Here is a 15,586-nt window from a genome sequence, read left to right on the forward strand (position 1 = left end):
ACTCCCGCAGCCATGTCCGCGACCTGAGTGCGCGGATGCAGGAAGTGTTCGCCGGCTTCGTCGCGCACACCGACGATCAGGTCGGACGCCTCGTCGCGGTCCTCGACGAACTCGACATCGCCGATGACACGCTGGTCATCCTCATCGTCGGCGACAACGGGCCCAGCGCCGAAGGCGGATTGACCGGCACCGTCAACACATGGCCACCCAGAACGGCATCCCCGACACCGTCGCGAACATCCTCCCGCACCTTGAACATCTCGTAGCACAACACCATCCGGCCATCCCCTGAATACCAAACTGCGTTGATACCAACACATTACATCCCGACGACCGCAACGTCCTCGGGCAGTTTGCAGACTTCCCCCATCGCTTCGGCCAAATCTTTCGATCACCTTGTTGTCGCGGGCGTCGTCGCGCCCGTAGTATCCGACGCCGAACTGCCGTCACCATCAGAGCGAGCAGTGCCACCGCTACCGCCGCCGACCAGTGGATCCGAGCATGCAGAGTAGCCGTCGAAATCATCTCCACAGGAGCATGTTGTGAAATGCCGGGGTGAGGCAAAATTGCAGCAAGCCGCACCCCGTCGCAGCGGTCTCATATTTGTGGAATCATCTTTGTTACCAGGCGAAAACAATGCTCCGCACTCACGCCGAGGCGTAGGGCTCCAACTGCAATTCGAACGGCAGTGCCACTCCGGCCACCCCCGCCGCCCGCGCGACACACCACATTTCTCGGTGCACCGAATCGAGTACTCCGGTCCCCCAAGTTCGACGTTTCGAATACTGCTCCGTCCCAACCGGATCACCACGGGAGCACGGATCACCACAGGAGCAGACCGGACGGGCTCCGGCCCCGGTCGTCCGGTTTCGATGTCAGGTCGATGGCAGGCTGGCCGCGACACCACAGAGGCCAACGGATCCGGCATCCGCCCATGAATCTGCACGTCATCGTTGTCGGCGTTGGTAAGTGCCGCGTTGTCCCAACCCGCCCACGTCTTGCTGATCCGGGCGACCTCGGTGTCGGACTCGTCGACCACCGAAAAGTCCCAGGCCAACACGTTGTCAGCCCGGTGTTCCAGGAACGCCTGCTGTGGCTCGCCCGACGGGCGGACGGATACGGCGACGGCCTGTGCCCGCCCGGGCGCAGAATCCCGGGCGGGCGCAGGTCGTCGATGGTGTGGTGCCGAACGGTGACGAGAATTGTACGCCCTCCGTTGTTCTATCCGACGTTGCCGCCGGCGCCGCCCGTGCCACTGCCGCCGCGGTTTCCGACGCCGTCGCCGGTGGAGCCGCCGACACAGTCGCCGCCGTCCCCGCCCCGGCTGCCGCTCCCGGGCGCACCCGGCTGGCAGTCGGCGCGGCCCGGGGTGTCCGGAACGGTGACTCCGGCCACCGCGGGGCGGCCGAGAGTCGGGCCGTCGGACGCGGCGGCGGACCCGCACCCGCAGGCGATCACCGCCGCCGCGGCACACGCAACGATCGTGGTCCTTCTCGTCATGACGCGCTCCCTACCCGACGTCGCCGCCCGCACCGCCGGTGCCGTTGCCGCCGGTGTTGTTGTTGCCGTTGCCATTGCTACCGCCGGTACCAGCGCCACCGTTGCCACCCCTCTGGTTGTTCTCGAAACCGACGTTGATTCCGCCGCCGACGTCGCCGCCCGCACCGCCGGTGCCGTTGCCGCCGGTGTTGTTGTTGCCGTTGCCATTGCTACCGCCGGTACCAGCGCCACCATTGCCGCCCTGCTGGCTGTTTTCGAAACCGATGTTGATCGGAACATCGAACGGGAACGCCGCGGCAGCGGACGCGGCGCCCGCCCCGAGCATCAGCATCGGCACCGCGGCGGCACCGACGACGAGCGCCCGCAGGCTGGACTTGCCGGACTTGGTGGACTTGGTGGTGTTCGACATCATGAGTTCCTTACCGGTGTGAGTGGGTGGGTGGAGCTTTCGATGCCGTCAACGATGCCCGGCCCCATAGGGATCGCTCATCCCCATCAGGGTGCGCATCACCCCACCCCCCCCGACTCTCCGAAATTGCACTCCCCCAGCGCATTACCGCACCCAGTAGCCGGGGGTGCGGTACACCCCACCCTGAAGGGGACGCGCCCGAACATCGGCGTGAACCAGTGTTAACCGGGCACACACCCCCTCCACCGCACGATCTTCAGGAGAATCCCCATGACCCAGCCCGAACTGACCACACCGCACACCCCGCCGCCGTCGCCGCCCCCACTCCCGCCCTCGAACGTCGGATGGGCCGTCGCCGCCGCGGTGTTCTTCTGGCCGCTGGCATTCGCCGCGTTCGGCAACGCACTGAAAGTGTTCCCCCGCTGGTACGGCGGCGACCTCGACGGCGCGCGGGCCGCATCAAAGAGGGCCAGAACCCTCGGCATCATCGCTCTGAGCATCGGCGTCCTCTCCACCGCCTGGTGCCTGTCCTCCGCCTTCACCTGACCGAATCGGAACCACACACAGACTCGCAGAGGCCCGGGGGTGGTCACAGTCACCCCCCAGGGTGGCTAACGCCAACAGCCCCCGCCCACCACGATAGAAGGAGGCCGGAAACAACCGACACCCGTCACCACCCCACCCCCGACCGCGATCGCGAGAAAGCACGCCCCATGACGACGAACACCTTCACCGACCCGCCGAGCAACGACCCCCACCCACCCAACGCACCGCCCTGACCGCGCACCGTGACCAACTCTCCCGAGCTCAGCGGATCGCGGTGCCCGCCCCGCTCCTCGCCCTGGCCGTCCTGTGGTGGTTCTTCCCCGCAGCCCTCACCCCGTGGCTCCCCCTCGCCAGCGCGGTGTGTCTTTCCCTCGGTATCGCCGCAGCCATCGTCATCGAGCAGATGCTCGACACCACCGCGCAGATCCTGGCCCAGATGCCCACCACCGCGCCTGTCCCAACCACCCCGTACCACAAGGACTCCCAGTGACAGACCCGACGCTGACCTACACCGACCACGAACACACCCATCAGATGCCGCTGACCCCAGACCGCTCCCCCATCACCGTCGGCCGCTCCGCCGATGCCGACCTGTCACTACAGACCGACCCGGACATCTCCCGCCTCCACGCCACACTCGAACGCATCGGCATCTACTGGACCATCATCGACGAAAGCCTCTCCCGCAACGGAACCTTCGTCAACGGCACACGGATATGGGGACGCCACACCCTGCACCCCGGAGATGTCATTCGGATCGGTTCCAGCACCCTCAGCTACCACGGTGAGCCCCCGACGGACTGCGGCATCACCAACATCGGCAACACCGCCGACCGCCCCCTCGACCTCACCCCCGCTCAACACGCCGTCCTCACCGAACTGTGCCGACCGTTCCACGACGGCACCGACCACCCCATCCCCGCATCGAACCAACACATCGCTGACACCCTGCAAGTGAGCACCGAAACCGTCAAAACACACCTGCAAGCCCTCTACACCAAATTCCACCTCGACGACCTCCCTCCACACCACAAACGCGCTCAACTCGCCGCCCGCGCCCTCACCCACAGCATCCCCACCCCACACACCTCCTGACACGTGTCACTGTCGTCATCCGGCCGGTCGTCGGCGCCACGATCACCACCGCCGAGTACCTCGCCATCGAACAGGGGTACTTCGTCAAACCGAAGGGCTTCCGGGAACTCGGTGCCGAAGGGCCTTGGATCATCGACGGTCTCGACCCGGAGGGGCGCGAGGTGATCCTGCACGTGATCCCGGCCGTCCCACGTTTCATACTTCTCCACACCTTCGGCTGGGGCTATCGCCGCAAGACCGCCCGGCTGTGGCGTCACGGGCCCGCGACCGCCGTGCCGTCGCTGAGCCTGGCACGATGGAGGACAACCTGCCAGGACGGGGCAACGATCGCTCCCGCCCCTCCCAGACAACAAGTTGAGTAAAGGTATGCCAAGGGCCGCAAAGGTTTTGAGCACGCGGCCGGGGACCTCACGAACGCCATCTTTATAAAAGATGCGTCCACCCCGCGGAACAAAGCGGCGCGGATCCATGCACGGCTGCTGTCTCCCGGCATTCCATGATGCGCTTGACCTCGCCGAACCTGTACCGCTGAACATCGAACCGGATCCCGGTGAATCCCGTCTATGCCAGGCTCCCAGCTCGGTGTCCGCCGAACAGCAGCGCCGCCTCTCCCACCTCCTCGACGGCAACCACCTCGACCGCGCCGCCTCGCCTGGCTAGGTCGCGGATGGCCCACCCTCTTCGACCAACTCGCCGACACCCTCCCCAACATCCGACAACCGAGCTGAGCGGCTCTCACCGTCCCCGCGATGGATTGTGGCCCCGACAGAGAAGATGGTCAGGACATGTCGCCGTGGACTGTCGAGAACCCGCGCGCGGCTTCGTCCCCGGAGTGAATCGGCCAGAATGGGCCGTACCGTACGAAGGAGAACATGATGGCCAAGTACCTGCTGCTCAAGCACTACCGCGGCGCGCCGGCATCGGTCAACGACGCGCCCATGGACCAGTGGACGCCGGAGGAGATCTCGGCCCACGTGCAGTACATGAACGACTTCGCCGCCCGGCTCGAGGGCACCGGCGAGTTCGTCGATAGTCAGGCACTCTCCCCGGAGGGCACGTTCGTCCGCTACGACGGCGAGGGGCGACCACCGGTCACCGACGGCCCGTTCGCCGAGACCAAGGACCTGATCGCCGGCTGGATGGTGATCGACCTCGACAGCCACGAGCGGGCGCTCGAACTGGCCGGCGAACTGTCCGCGGCTCCGGGCGCAGGTGGGAAACCGATCCACGAGTGGCTCGAGCTGCGCCCGTTCCTGGCCGCCTCTCCGACCGTGACGGAGTGTGGTTTTCACCGCGGGTGATGACATGCCCCCCGATCGTCTGATCGCAGTGCCGGGGCCGCTCGAACAAGGCCGACTGTCTAGTTCGTGAGCAAGAGTGGGCGAGAGGCGGCGACACTGCGGATGCACAAGATGAGCCGGAGGCGTTCACCCTTCTCGGGGTTGGCGCCTCCGGTCTTTTGCGCGGAGCTCCGCCGCCAGGGGTAGTTTCAGCTCGCGGCGAGAGTGCCCCGAATCGATATCGATGCGGGGCGCTCGACTCAGAAGGGACGGCGGAGTCTGCTGTCGGTTATCCGGACAAGCGGTTCCACGACGCCGATTTCACCGCACCAAACCCCGCCCTGCTCAGCCAGACCTTGATCGTCCCGACCTGAGAGCCATGGCCTGATCAGAAGCCTGTCCGTGCCGAAGGGCACGTGACCCGTCACAGATATGCCGCTGGGTGGTTCCGCCCGGGACGGTGCCGCCCTGACCCTTGCACCCGAAGGAGCGCGAAGGCCCATGACCATGGTGGCAGACACCGTTGATGCCGTCATCGGCGGCGACACACACCGCGACACACACGCACTGGAGATGACCGCACCGAACGGCGCGACTTCTCCGACGCCCTCGTGTGGATCGCCGAGCACGCCCCCGGCCCCCGTGTCGTGGTCGGATCGAAGGCACCCGCAGCTACGGAATCGGCCTGGCTCGCGTGTTGACCGGTGCCGGACTGACCATCGTCGAGGTCGAGTGTCCCCGTGGGCAGACACGGCGCCGCGGCAAGTCCGACCCCCCGCCTACATCGCCGCGGGCCGCGCACGGGGAAAGTCCGACCCGGAGATCCGACGCTCACTCGAGCGGTACATCGCCCGCGAGCTCTTCCGCACCCTGAACGCCGCTGTCGCCCATTGACAAACAGAGAACCGTCCTCCCAGGGAGCCACCAACTCGACTTGGGCGTTAGAGCACGCGATGACCACTGCCTACGACATCGACCTGCGCCCGATCTTGACCGGTCGCCTCACCGACGCCAGCCCTGACCTGCTGCGGAGTTTGTTGTCCACGTTCATCGACGCACTGATGGGTGCGCGAGGGCCGACACCCTGTGCGGCGCCCGCTACGGCGAACGCTCTTCAGCGATCGCACCAACAGCCGCAACGGGTGCCGACACCGCGACTTCGCTCCCCCAAGCTCTTCGTGCAGGGCGGTACCCCCACCCGCGCCGGCACTCTCGACGTCGCCGTCCCCAAGCCGCCTCCGGCTCGCACTTCCCGGACTTGTTGCTGCAGCGCAGCAAGCGTGCCGAGCGGGCGCTGACTCGGTGGTGGCCAAGGACCTCGACGCCTAGTAGAACTCGGTGCTATCGGGCGTCGAGGCCACCGTCGGCAAGAATTGTCTGTCCGGTGATGAAGCTCGCTCCGTCGCTCGTCAAGTAGCTCAGTAGTGCCGCGATCTCTTCGGGCTGTCCCGCGCGTCCGAGCAGATTGGATGCGACTTCTCCGCGAACGGTCTCCGACCACGTTTCGGCCATGTCCGTCATGACGAACCCCGGCGCCACCGCGTTGACGGTGACCGCTGGTGCCAGCGCTTTGGCGAACGACGCAGTGACGTTCTCGAGGGCTGCCTTGGCCGCCGAGTAGCCGGTCACTTCGGGGCTTGCCAAATTGTCGAGTCCGCGGATGGACGACACGGTGACGATTCGTCCGCGTCCGCGGGCTGTCATCCCCGGTGCGACGGCGCGGATGAAGTTCACCGGCGCCAAGACGTTGGACCGGTACTCGTCTATCCAACGCTCGGTGTCGCCGGTGAGTGCATTCGTCGGTAGCACGGCTCCGATGGTGCAGATCAGCGCATCGATCTCGTAGCCCTGTTCAGTGATCTGCTGGACGGTTCGGTTCACCGCAGTTTCATCCTGCCCGTCGCAGGTGAAGGCGAGCGTGCCGAGTTCGGCTGCGAGTTGTTTCAGTTTCTCCGTTTCTGTCCGGCCGTGGAGTATCACGCATGAGCCTGCAGCAGCTTCCAGTCGTGCTGCTGCTTCACCGATTCCGCGGGAGGAGCCCGCTATCAGGACCGTTCGTGTCATCGTTTGCCCCTCCATGATGGGTTGTTCAGAAAGCTCGATGTTTCGCCGACGGAGTACCCCGCTGTCGTGCCCAGCGTCGTTTCCGGAAGTCCGATCTCGACGTGCGATGCGGCGATCCTGAAGTCGCAATGAAGAGCCAGTTCCAGCCCGCCGCCGTACGCGCTGCCGCTCAACACCGCAACGGTGGTCTGCGGTAACGCCGCGAGGGACGCGGACGCCCGCTGTCCGGCTCGGGTCCACGCGCCACGGACGACTTCGGGGCCCGTCTGCCGGAAGTGGATCAGATTCGCGACGGGCCCGTTGATCTCGAGACGTATCCCGCCTGAATGGTCGTTCACTGCCTGGTCCGCTGCAGGCTGGTCCACCGGCGTTCGGTCAACAGGTCGATGTTGGCCCGGCCGCCGAGGTCGTCACCAAGTCCGGACGCCGCCCTACCACCGAACGGTACGTGCGACTCGTGCATGGCGGACACATCGTTGACGTGCACCATTCCGGTGCGAATCCGGTCGGCCACCGACCAGGCGTGGTCGAGGTCGCGGCCGAACACCGATGCGGTCAATCCGAATCGGGTGCCGTTGACGATGTCGAGTGCTTCCTCGACCGACTCGACGACGGTGATCGGCGCGACCGGCGCGAATACCTCTTCGTCGTGTAGCGGCATCCCCGGACGCACCGCGCGCACGACCGTCGGGCGCATCAGTGTGCCGGCCGCGGTGCCTCCCTCGACGACGTGCGCACCCATCTCGACGCTGCGGGCGATCATGTCCTGCGCCTTGCCTACCTGCCGTGTCGACACCATGGGCCCGAGATCGACCTGTCCTGCATTCGGATCACCGACGGTCAGTGCCGCGGCGTGCGCGGCCAGTCTCGTCGTGTACTCGTCCGCGACAGCCGACAGCACGATGTGCCGGCCGGTCGCGATGCACACCTGGCCTTGGTGCCCGAACGAGGCTTCGGCGCCGCATCGTGCGGCCAATTCGACATCGGCATCTGCCAGTACGACGGTGGCATTGTTGCCACCGAGTTCGAGTGTTACCCGTTTGAGGCTCGGCGCGGCCGCGACGTTGATACGGCGCCCGGTCTCCTCGGAGCCGGTGAAGTGAATCATGTCGACCGCGGGGTGGGTCACCAGCGCCTGCCCGGCCGGTCCGCCGGTCAGTATCTCCACGACCCCGGCAGGGAGCCCCGCCTCGTCGAGTAGTTCACCGATCATCAGCCCGCCGCTGAACGGAGTTTCCGGAGCGGGTTTGAGTGCCACGGTGTTACCCAAGGCGATGGCGGGGGCGAGGACGCGCAGCGCGATGTGCAGTGGTGCATTCCAGGCCGTGATCAGCCCGACGACACTGACCGGCCGCCGTTCGACGATGTTCATGCGGCCGCGTTGCCCGGATGGGATCACCTCACCGAGCGCTGTGGTCGCGAGCTCCGCCGCTTGGTAGAACTCGAGGATGCTGGCACCGATCTCGCCCTCGGCCTTGGCCGTGGTGGCTCCGCCTTCACGCACCAGCATGCGCGCGAATCGATCTGTGTCGCGCTGGAGAAGCGTGGCGGCGCGGCGCAGGATCGCTGCTCGTTCGGTTGCCGGCACGGCGACCCAGTCCGGTTGGGTTCGGCCCAGTTCGGCGACGGCGCGATCGACGTCGACGGCGGACGAGACTGGTGCGGATCCGATGATCTCGCCGGTTGCCTTGTCCCGGACGTCGATTTCGGCGGTGGTGGTGGTCATGCGTTCACCTCGGTCTTCGTCCAGTCCGCTCGTGCTGCGGCACGGCCGAGCATGAGGGCGTGGATTTCGCTGGTTCCGTCGATGATCTGGATGATCTTTGCGTCGCGCATCAGGCGTTGGACCGGATAGTGCAGGTGCACTCCGTAGCCGCCGTGCAACTGAACTGCCTCGATGGTGTGGCGCATCGCGGCGTCGCTAGCGAACATCTTCGCGGCCGAGATCAGGTGCGCGTTCCCGCCCCCTCCGCGGGCGAACGAGTCGACACCGTCCCGGAGTAGCCCGCGTGCGGCGAGGTAGTCCGCGTGCATGTGTCCGAGTTTTTCCTGCACGATCTGCTGGTCGGCCAATGTGCGCCCAAATGCTTCCCGGTTGCGGACGTATTCGCTCGTTTCGCGCAGGGCGGCGCGCATGAATCCGACGCCGTAGCATCCCGCGTCGAGACGGGCGAGGTTGAGGCCTTCGAGCATGCCACGGAAGCCGTCGACGTTCAGTCGCCACGCGGCGGGGACGAGGCAGTTGTCGAAATACACGTTGGCCATGGGCATTCCGCGGAATCCGGACATCGGCTCGTCCTGTCCGACGGTCACGCCGGGTGTGTCGAGCGGCACGACGAATGCGGCTGTGGCCGCGTCGCGATCCTTCGAATCCAGCTTGGTCAGGACGATGCAGAAGTCGGCCTGCGGCGATTGGGTGATCCAGGCCTTCTCGCCGGTGATCGAGAACGTGTCGGCGTCGATCGTCGTCGCGACGGTCTTGCCTGCGCGGATGTCGGTGCCAGCGTGCGGTTCGCTGAGCGCGAAGCTGCCGCGAGCGGATCCGTCAATCAGGCCCGGAAGCCATCTGCGTCGCACGTCGTCCGGTGCGTAGGTCGCCAGGAGGTATCCGTGCAGCCGTGCAATGGAGATCCCCAGCGCGACGGCACCCGAGTACGACGCCACCAGTTCGGTGGTCTCGTGGGCCAGCGACAACATCGCGGTATCGACTTTCCCGTCGTCGTCGAAGATCAGGCCCTGCAGACCGATGTCTGCGGCCTGGGTCAGCAGGTCGGGAAAGAACTCCGCGGTTTCGTCGATGCTCTGTGCCCGGGGTGCGATCTTGGTGCGGCAGAAGTCGGCGACCACCTCGAGGAGTTCCTGGGAGGTGTCGTCGAGTCGCGGGTTCGGTGTCATGCGTCCACCCCGTTGTCTGCCCATTCGTAACGGATGACGCCGCGCAGGTTCTTCCCCGCCAGCAGGTCGTCATAGGCCTCGTTGATCTCCTCAAGCCGGTATTCCTTGGTGACGAGCCCGTCCAGGTCGATTTGCCCGGAATCCCACAACCGCAGCATGGCGGGGATGTCGTTGCGAGGGTTGCAGCCACCGTTCAGGGATCCGGTGAGCGTCTTCTGCCACAGCACGAACTCGGACGGGTTGATCGGGATGTCCGGCTGGTCGTGGCGGGTCAGTCCCACAACGGTCGCCACTCCGCCCTTGCGGACCGAGCGCACCGCCGCGCCGATAGTCTCGGGGGTGGCGATCGCCTCGAACGACCGGTCGACACCGACGCCCCAGGTGAGTTCGGTCGCGAACTCCACCGGATCGGTGACGGTCGGGTTGACGGTGTGTGTTGCACCGAAAAGCTTGGACTGTTCCAACTTCCAGTCGTTGATGTCGCACGCGATGATGCGTTTCGCGCCCGCAACCTTGGCGCCCTGCACGATGTTCATCCCGATGCCGCCGACGCCATAGACCATGACGTCGTCACCAGGCCGGACGCCGCCGCGATAGATCGCGGTCCCGACTCCAGTGGTGACGCCGCACGCCACCAGACATGCTCGTTCCAGCCGGTAGTGCGGCTCGACCTTCACGACGGACTGTCCCGGTACGACGGTCCATTCACTGAAGGTGGAGACGAGGCAGAACTGGCCGAGGCCGGTGCCTTCGTCGTCGTGGAAACGGTGGGTTCCGTCGATCTGCGGACCCTGCACGGTGTACGCGCCGAGGTCGCAGAGGTTGGTTTGTCCGTCGGTGCACCACCGGCACGTGCCGCAGGACGGAAGGTATGACATGACGACGTGATCACCCGGTTTGACGTGGCTCACAGCAGAGCCGACCTTCTCGACGACACCGGCGCCCTCGTGCCCGAAAATCATGGGCAGCTGGGCGATCTGGTCGCCGGTCACGTGGTGCATGTCCGAATGGCAGATTCCCGAGGCGACCAGGTGCACGAGTACCTCGGTGGCGGAGGGGTCGTCGAGTTCGACTTCTTTCACGTCGAATTTCGTGTTCAGGCCGTAGGTCACGGCGGCGCGTGTACGCATGTCAGTTCTCCTCGCTGGTGGTGCCGGCATCGGCCGGCGCTGGGTGTGCGCTTGCTCGTGCCTCCCGAAACAGGGAGGGATCCATGTGTCCGACGGATTCGGAGATCTTGGGCCGGAAATCCATCAGTGCCACGATCTGCTCGGTCGTCCAGCCCGGTGCCACCTCGATCAGGACGGGGCCGTCGTCGCCGAGTGCGAAGACCGCACGTTCGGTGACGTAGAGGACCTCTTGACCGCGTTCGCGGGCCAGCCGGGCGTTGAACGTGATCTGCCTTACTTGCTGGACGAACTTGTGGTGTGTGCCTTCGCTGGTGACCTGCAGGGCCGATCCGGTCAGGTCCGTGCGCAGACCGCCGGCGGTGAGGGAACCGCAGAAGACCACCTTCTTGGCGGCCTGCGAAATGTTGATGAAGCCGCCGGCACCGAAGATCCGGCCGTCCACGAGTGAACTGTTGACGTTGCCTTCCATATCGACTTCGGCGAATCCGAGGCAGGTGACGTCAAGGCCGCCGCCGTCGTAGAAATCGAACTGGGAGGCATGCTCGATGACCGCCTCGGGATTCATCGTCACTCCGAAGATGACCCCGCGTTCGGGCACTCCACCGACCATGCCCTGTTCGACGGTCAGGGTCATCTCGGCCAGTCGGCCCTCTTCCAGGGCCGCGTTGGCGACCCCGTCGGCCATCCCGACACCGAGATTCACCACTGCCCCGTAGGGGATTTCGTCGAGCGCGCGGCGGGCGACCACCTTGCGTTCGCTGAGCGGCATCGCCGGGGAGCGCCCGAACGGCACGTACACCTCGCCTGAAAACGCGGGGTCGTAGTGGTTGATCGCGGTCTGCCATTGGTCTTCGTCGACGACGACCATGTCGATGAGATGGCCGGGGACGACCACACTTTTCGGATTCAGCGTGTGCGCGGCGGCCACCCGCTTGACCTGGGCGATAACGATGCCTCCGCTGTTGCGGACCGCCATCGCCGCGGCGAGCACTCCGAGCTTGGCGGTCTCGTGTTCGAGTGTGAGGTTGCCGTGCTCGTCCGCCGTGGTGCCGCGAATCAGGGCGACGTCGAACGACGGGCTGGGATAGTAGAGGTATTCCTCGTCCTCGAGTTCGAGGACCTTCACCAGATCCGCGGTCGTCGCGTCGTTCAGTTTTCCGCCGCCGTGCCGCGGATCGATGAAGGTCCCCAGCCCGACCTTGGTGACCAGGCCCGGCCTGTGCGCTGCGCTCTCCCGAAGCAGCTGTGCCAGTACACCTTGCGGCAGATTGTAGGCCTCGATCTCGCCGTCGTGCGCCATGGTCGACAGAGTGGGCGTCATCGCCCAGTGTCCGGCGACCGCAGTCTTGACCAGACCGGGGATCGCCATCATGTCCATCCCGGCGCCGTTGCGATCACCGATACCACTGCAGAAGTACACGGACAGTTCCGACGGTGCCGCGGTGTGCCGGTATCGCTCGGCGACGGCCGCGATCAGCGCCGACGGCTCGATGACCCCGCCTCCGGACGCTTCGACCAGCACACGCGCGCGGTCGGGGACTCGGTCGACCGCCTCGCGTGCGGTGAGAAATTCGGGTGCGATCTTTCCGCTGGTTCTCATGGCATTACTCCTCCCCCGTTGACGTGAATGGTTTGGCCGGTCACGAAGCTGGCGTCCGTGCCCGCGACCCAGGAGACCGCCGTGGCCACCTCGTCGGCGGTGCCGAAGCGCTTCATCACCTGCTGCTGTGTCTTCTGCTCGACCATTCGGGGGTCGCGTGCGCTGCGGTCATCGGTGTCTCGATCGGTCCCGGGGCCACGCAATTGACCCGGACTTCGGGGCCGAGTTGTCGTGCGAGGGCCCGGGTCAGCCCGGACACTCCGGCCTTCGAGGCTGCGTACGCGGCGCAGTTGATGCCTCCGGTGTAGCCGAGTTGGCTTCCGATGGTGACGATGGCCCCACCGGTTCTGCGGAGCTCGTCCATGGCCGCGATCGCGCACAGAGGAAAGTCCCGGTCAGGTTCACCGACAGTGTGTGGTTCCACGTTGCGAGGTCCAGGTCGTCGATCGCCCGTTGGCGGCATGTCACGGCACCGCCCAACCCGCCCTCCGCGCCGGTCACGACGGCGACCGGCGCGCTCATGTGATCGCACCTTGAAAGGCGAGTCGCATAACCGACTCCTCGGTGGCATCCGCCCGCGAGAGCTCGCCTACTGTTCGTCTGCCGCGCATGACCACAATGCGGTCCGAGGCGCCGAGAAGTTCGGGAAGCACGGAAGACACCATGATGATCGCGATGCCGTTGTCTGCCAGTTCGCGGATGAGTCTGTGCACTTCGGCTTTCGCACCGACATCGATGCCGCGGGTCGGTTCGTCGAGCAGCAGGACGCGTGGGTTGGTGGCCAGTACCTTCGCGAGCGCGACCTTCTGCTGGTTGCCGCCGGACAGGGCGCCGACCGGCAGCGAGGTGCTCGCCGCCTTGATGCGGAGTTCTCGGAAGAACTTGTCGACGATCTTGGTGCCGCGTCTGCGCCGCAGCCACGGTCCGCTGCTCATCTGCGCGAGACTGGCCAGCTCGATGTTGGAGCTGATCGGCAGGCCGAGGTGGAGGCCCTGGTCCTTGCGGTCCTCGGGGACGAGTCCGATCCCGCACTCGATCGCTTCGTGCGGATGGGAGGCGGTGTATTCGGTGCCGTCGAGCATCATCGTGCCCGCCGTGATTCGTGTTGCACCGAAGATCGCTTGCAGCACCTCGGTGCGTCCGCTGCCGACCAGTCCGCCGATGCCGAGGATTTCTCCCGGCGCGACGTGCAGGGATGCCGCTCGCACTCCGGGTGCTTCGATCCCGGTGACGGTCAGGATCGGATCGGCGGACGACGGAGGTGCGCTGGTGTGCCCGTGATACAGTGCGCCGAGATCGCGGCCGATCATGTGCTTGATCAGGGAGTCTTCGGTGAACTCGGCGGTCGGTGCGGTGATGATGTGCCGGCCGTCTCGCAGCACGGTGATGGTGTCGGAGTATTCGAGTACTTCCGGCAGGTCGTGACTGATCAGGACCACGGCGGTGCCGGCATCTCGTAGCTCGCGGAGCAGTCCGAGGAGCCGACGAGAGTCGTCGTGCGGAAGCGACGAGGTCGGCTCGTCGAAGAATACGACCCGTGCGTCGAGAGCGATGGTGCGGGCTATCTCGACGAGCTGTTGTTCGGCGATAGACAACCGGCCGGCGTCCTGACGGGGATCGATCGAGAGACCGACCCGGGCGAGGTAGCGCGAGGCGTCGATCGACAGGGCCTTTCGATCCACGAATCCCCAGCGCGACGGTTCGGCACCGACCAGAACGTTCTCGGCCACCGACACCGAACCGATCACCGACAGTTCTTGGTGCACGATCGCGATTCCGTGTTCGGCGGCGTGCGCCGGGCTCTTGATCGACACCGGATTGCCGTCGAGGAGGATGTCGCCGTCGTCCGGTGTCGCGAAACCGGACAGGATCTTCGACAGCGTCGATTTGCCAGCGCCGTTCTCCCCGATCAGGGCGTGGATCTTTCCGGGCTCGAGTGCGATCGATACATCCTCGAGCGCCGAGACACCCGCGTAACGCTTCGAAATTCCGCGTGCTTCGAGGAGTCCGGTCCGGACGGCGGTGTCGACGGTCATTCGCCCGGCTCCCCTCGGGTGACTCGGTCGAGCACCACGGCGGCAACGACGACGGCGCCGGTGACGATCTGCTGCCAGTAGAACGGGACGTTCATCAGGGTGAGACCGTTACCGAGAACCGCGATGACCAGCGCGCCGAGGAACGTGCCGGCCAGTCTGCCGCGCCCCCCGAATAGGCTTGTACCGCCGACGACGACCGCGGCGATGACATCGAGTTCGAAACCGACGCTTCCTGCCGGTTGCCCGGAGGACAGCTTCGCGCTGAGTATCAGGGATGCCACGCCGGCACAGAATCCTGCGAACACGAAGGCGAACAACAGAACTCGCGAGACCCGGATCCCGGACAGGCGTGCGGCTTCCCTGTTGCCGCCGACCGCGTAGATCCGCCTGCCGATCTTGAGCCGGTGAAGGATCACGTACCCGACGGCGAAGGTGACGCCCATGATGATGACCGGCACAGGAACCGGCCCGACCTTGCCGATGCCGATCTGCGTGAATGCGGAGTTGTTGATCGAGATGGGGTAACTGTCGGTGATCAGCAGGGCTATTCCGCGCAGAGCCGTCAGGGTCGCGAGCGTGGCGATGAATGCGGGGACCTTCGCTACCGTCACGAGAATCCCGTTGAGCAATCCGCAGCCGATCGCGGCGACCAGGGTGATCGCAACGGCCGCGCCCGCTGCCATGCCGGTCGACAACGTTGCGTGCTGGAGATACAGCGCGGCGACGCTGCCTGTCAGGGCAACGATCGATCCGACCGAAAGGTCGATTCCGGCAACGAGAATCACGACGGTGGCACCGACTGCCGCGATCGCGGTGATGGACACTTGCTGCAGAACGTTGGTCAGGTTGTTGGCTGTGATGAAGTTCGGCGCCTGGACCGAGAAGAAGGCAACGAGGAGGATCAGGGCAACGACGGGGCCGAGCTGGGCGAGTTGCTTGACCGCGTTGCCGTCGAGGATGCGTGCCCGCGGGGTGTCGACGGGTGCCGACGGTGGCTTCGACGGGCTTGGCACGGATGTTGTGGTTGTCAT

At 65.8% G+C, this 15,586-nt stretch carries 14 protein-coding genes and 3 pseudogenes; 6 read left to right on the forward strand and 11 right to left on the reverse strand.

Translation table 11 applies throughout. The features are described from left to right. Positions 1-17: 17 nt before the first annotated feature. Positions 18-266, forward strand: a pseudogene (locus tag OYT95_RS01355) (sulfatase-like hydrolase/transferase); the annotation flags it as partial. A gap of 955 nt (positions 267-1,221) precedes the next feature. On the opposite strand, the gene OYT95_RS01360 reads toward OYT95_RS01355, so the two are convergent. Next, a complete protein-coding gene (locus OYT95_RS01360) occupies positions 1,222-1,500 on the reverse strand; it encodes a hypothetical protein (protein WP_268790685.1) in 279 nt (92 codons plus the stop codon). Positions 1,501-1,510: 10 nt separating this feature from the next. Then, positions 1,511-1,909: a hypothetical protein gene (locus tag OYT95_RS01365; RefSeq protein WP_268790686.1), complete on the reverse strand. Its 399-nt coding sequence runs from the start codon at positions 1,907-1,909 to the stop codon at positions 1,511-1,513. 270 nt (positions 1,910-2,179) lie between these two features. Here OYT95_RS01365 and OYT95_RS01370 point away from each other — a divergent pair, with 270 nt between their 5' ends. The 5 genes and pseudogenes from OYT95_RS01370 to OYT95_RS01390 form a co-directional block, all read left to right on the forward strand. Continuing rightward, positions 2,180-2,455 (forward strand): CD225/dispanin family protein, encoded by a 276-nt coding sequence (locus OYT95_RS01370; protein ID WP_268790687.1) that lies wholly within the window; start codon positions 2,180-2,182, stop codon positions 2,453-2,455. A 274-nt stretch (positions 2,456-2,729) separates the two neighbouring features. Next, positions 2,730-2,945: a hypothetical protein gene (locus OYT95_RS01375; protein WP_268790688.1), complete on the forward strand. Its 216-nt coding sequence runs from the start codon at positions 2,730-2,732 to the stop codon at positions 2,943-2,945. Beyond that, a complete protein-coding gene (locus OYT95_RS01380; protein ID WP_268790689.1) occupies positions 2,942-3,550 on the forward strand; it encodes an FHA domain-containing protein in 609 nt (202 codons plus the stop codon). The genes OYT95_RS01375 and OYT95_RS01380 overlap by 4 nt, the downstream gene beginning before the upstream one ends. Positions 3,551-4,425: 875 nt before the next feature. Then, positions 4,426-4,851 (forward strand): YciI family protein, encoded by a 426-nt coding sequence (locus OYT95_RS01385; protein ID WP_268792325.1) that lies wholly within the window; start codon positions 4,426-4,428, stop codon positions 4,849-4,851. A 932-nt stretch (positions 4,852-5,783) separates the two neighbouring features. Further along, positions 5,784-6,130 (forward strand): annotated as a pseudogene (locus tag OYT95_RS01390) (transposase); the annotation flags it as partial. A gap of 41 nt (positions 6,131-6,171) precedes the next feature. Here OYT95_RS01390 and OYT95_RS01395 read toward each other — a convergent pair. From OYT95_RS01395 to OYT95_RS01440, 9 genes and pseudogenes are all read right to left on the reverse strand, one after another. Continuing rightward, positions 6,172-6,894, reverse strand: a complete 723-nt coding sequence (locus OYT95_RS01395) for an SDR family NAD(P)-dependent oxidoreductase (RefSeq protein WP_268790690.1) — start codon at positions 6,892-6,894, stop codon at positions 6,172-6,174. Beyond that, positions 6,891-7,232, reverse strand: coding sequence for an enoyl-CoA hydratase-related protein (locus tag OYT95_RS01400; protein ID WP_268790691.1), 342 nt, complete (start codon positions 7,230-7,232; stop codon positions 6,891-6,893). The genes OYT95_RS01395 and OYT95_RS01400 overlap by 4 nt, the downstream gene beginning before the upstream one ends. After that, positions 7,229-8,620, reverse strand: a complete 1,392-nt coding sequence (locus OYT95_RS01405) for an aldehyde dehydrogenase family protein (RefSeq protein WP_268790692.1) — start codon at positions 8,618-8,620, stop codon at positions 7,229-7,231. Before OYT95_RS01405 ends, OYT95_RS01400 begins: the two co-directional genes overlap by 4 nt. Continuing rightward, positions 8,617-9,789 carry an acyl-CoA dehydrogenase family protein gene (locus OYT95_RS01410; protein ID WP_112302330.1) on the reverse strand — a complete coding sequence of 391 codons (1,173 nt, stop codon included), beginning with the start codon at positions 9,787-9,789 and terminating at the stop codon, positions 8,617-8,619. The genes OYT95_RS01405 and OYT95_RS01410 overlap by 4 nt, the downstream gene beginning before the upstream one ends. Beyond that, positions 9,786-10,919, reverse strand: a complete 1,134-nt coding sequence (locus OYT95_RS01415) for a Zn-dependent alcohol dehydrogenase (protein ID WP_037227694.1) — start codon at positions 10,917-10,919, stop codon at positions 9,786-9,788. Before OYT95_RS01415 ends, OYT95_RS01410 begins: the two co-directional genes overlap by 4 nt. 1 nt (position 10,920) lies before the next feature. After that, the gene (locus tag OYT95_RS01420; protein WP_112302328.1) at positions 10,921-12,519 is read right to left on the reverse strand and encodes an acyl CoA:acetate/3-ketoacid CoA transferase; all 1,599 of its coding nucleotides are present in this window, start codon (positions 12,517-12,519) and stop codon (positions 10,921-10,923) included. Then, positions 12,516-13,090, reverse strand: a pseudogene (locus OYT95_RS44610) (SDR family NAD(P)-dependent oxidoreductase). The gene OYT95_RS01420 and the pseudogene OYT95_RS44610 overlap by 4 nt, the downstream one beginning before the upstream one ends. After that, the gene (locus OYT95_RS01435) at positions 13,038-14,555 is read right to left on the reverse strand and encodes a sugar ABC transporter ATP-binding protein (RefSeq protein ID WP_112302327.1); all 1,518 of its coding nucleotides are present in this window, start codon (positions 14,553-14,555) and stop codon (positions 13,038-13,040) included. The pseudogene OYT95_RS44610 and the gene OYT95_RS01435 overlap by 53 nt, the downstream one beginning before the upstream one ends. Then, positions 14,552-15,586: an ABC transporter permease gene (locus tag OYT95_RS01440; protein ID WP_268790695.1), complete on the reverse strand. Its 1,035-nt coding sequence runs from the start codon at positions 15,584-15,586 to the stop codon at positions 14,552-14,554. The genes OYT95_RS01435 and OYT95_RS01440 overlap by 4 nt, the downstream gene beginning before the upstream one ends.

Origin of the sequence: Rhodococcus sp. JS3073, from assembly GCF_026810085.1 — a bacterium.
In the GTDB taxonomy this organism is placed as follows: domain Bacteria; phylum Actinomycetota; class Actinomycetes; order Mycobacteriales; family Mycobacteriaceae; genus Rhodococcus_F; species Rhodococcus_F wratislaviensis.

Excerpts from the sequence above, each read along its gene's own strand:
- OYT95_RS01360 (WP_268790685.1), bottom strand. The coding sequence starts at position 1,500 with ATGACGAGAAGGACCACGATCGTTGCGTGTGCCGCGGCGGCGGTGATC.
- OYT95_RS01365 (WP_268790686.1), bottom strand. The coding sequence starts at position 1,909 with ATGTCGAACACCACCAAGTCCACCAAGTCCGGCAAGTCCAGCCTGCGG.
- OYT95_RS01370 (WP_268790687.1), top strand. The coding sequence starts at position 2,180 with ATGACCCAGCCCGAACTGACCACACCGCACACCCCGCCGCCGTCGCCG.
- OYT95_RS01385 (WP_268792325.1), top strand. The coding sequence starts at position 4,426 with ATGGCCAAGTACCTGCTGCTCAAGCACTACCGCGGCGCGCCGGCATCG.
- OYT95_RS01395 (WP_268790690.1), bottom strand. The coding sequence starts at position 6,894 with ATGACACGAACGGTCCTGATAGCGGGCTCCTCCCGCGGAATCGGTGAA.
- OYT95_RS01405 (WP_268790692.1), bottom strand. The coding sequence starts at position 8,620 with ATGACCACCACCACCGCCGAAATCGACGTCCGGGACAAGGCAACCGGC.
- OYT95_RS01410 (WP_112302330.1), bottom strand. The coding sequence starts at position 9,789 with ATGACACCGAACCCGCGACTCGACGACACCTCCCAGGAACTCCTCGAG.
- OYT95_RS01415 (WP_037227694.1), bottom strand. The coding sequence starts at position 10,919 with ATGCGTACACGCGCCGCCGTGACCTACGGCCTGAACACGAAATTCGAC.
- OYT95_RS01420 (WP_112302328.1), bottom strand. The coding sequence starts at position 12,519 with ATGAGAACCAGCGGAAAGATCGCACCCGAATTTCTCACCGCACGCGAG.
- OYT95_RS01435 (WP_112302327.1), bottom strand. The coding sequence starts at position 14,555 with ATGACCGTCGACACCGCCGTCCGGACCGGACTCCTCGAAGCACGCGGA.
- OYT95_RS01440 (WP_268790695.1), bottom strand. The coding sequence starts at position 15,586 with ATGACAACCACAACATCCGTGCCAAGCCCGTCGAAGCCACCGTCGGCA.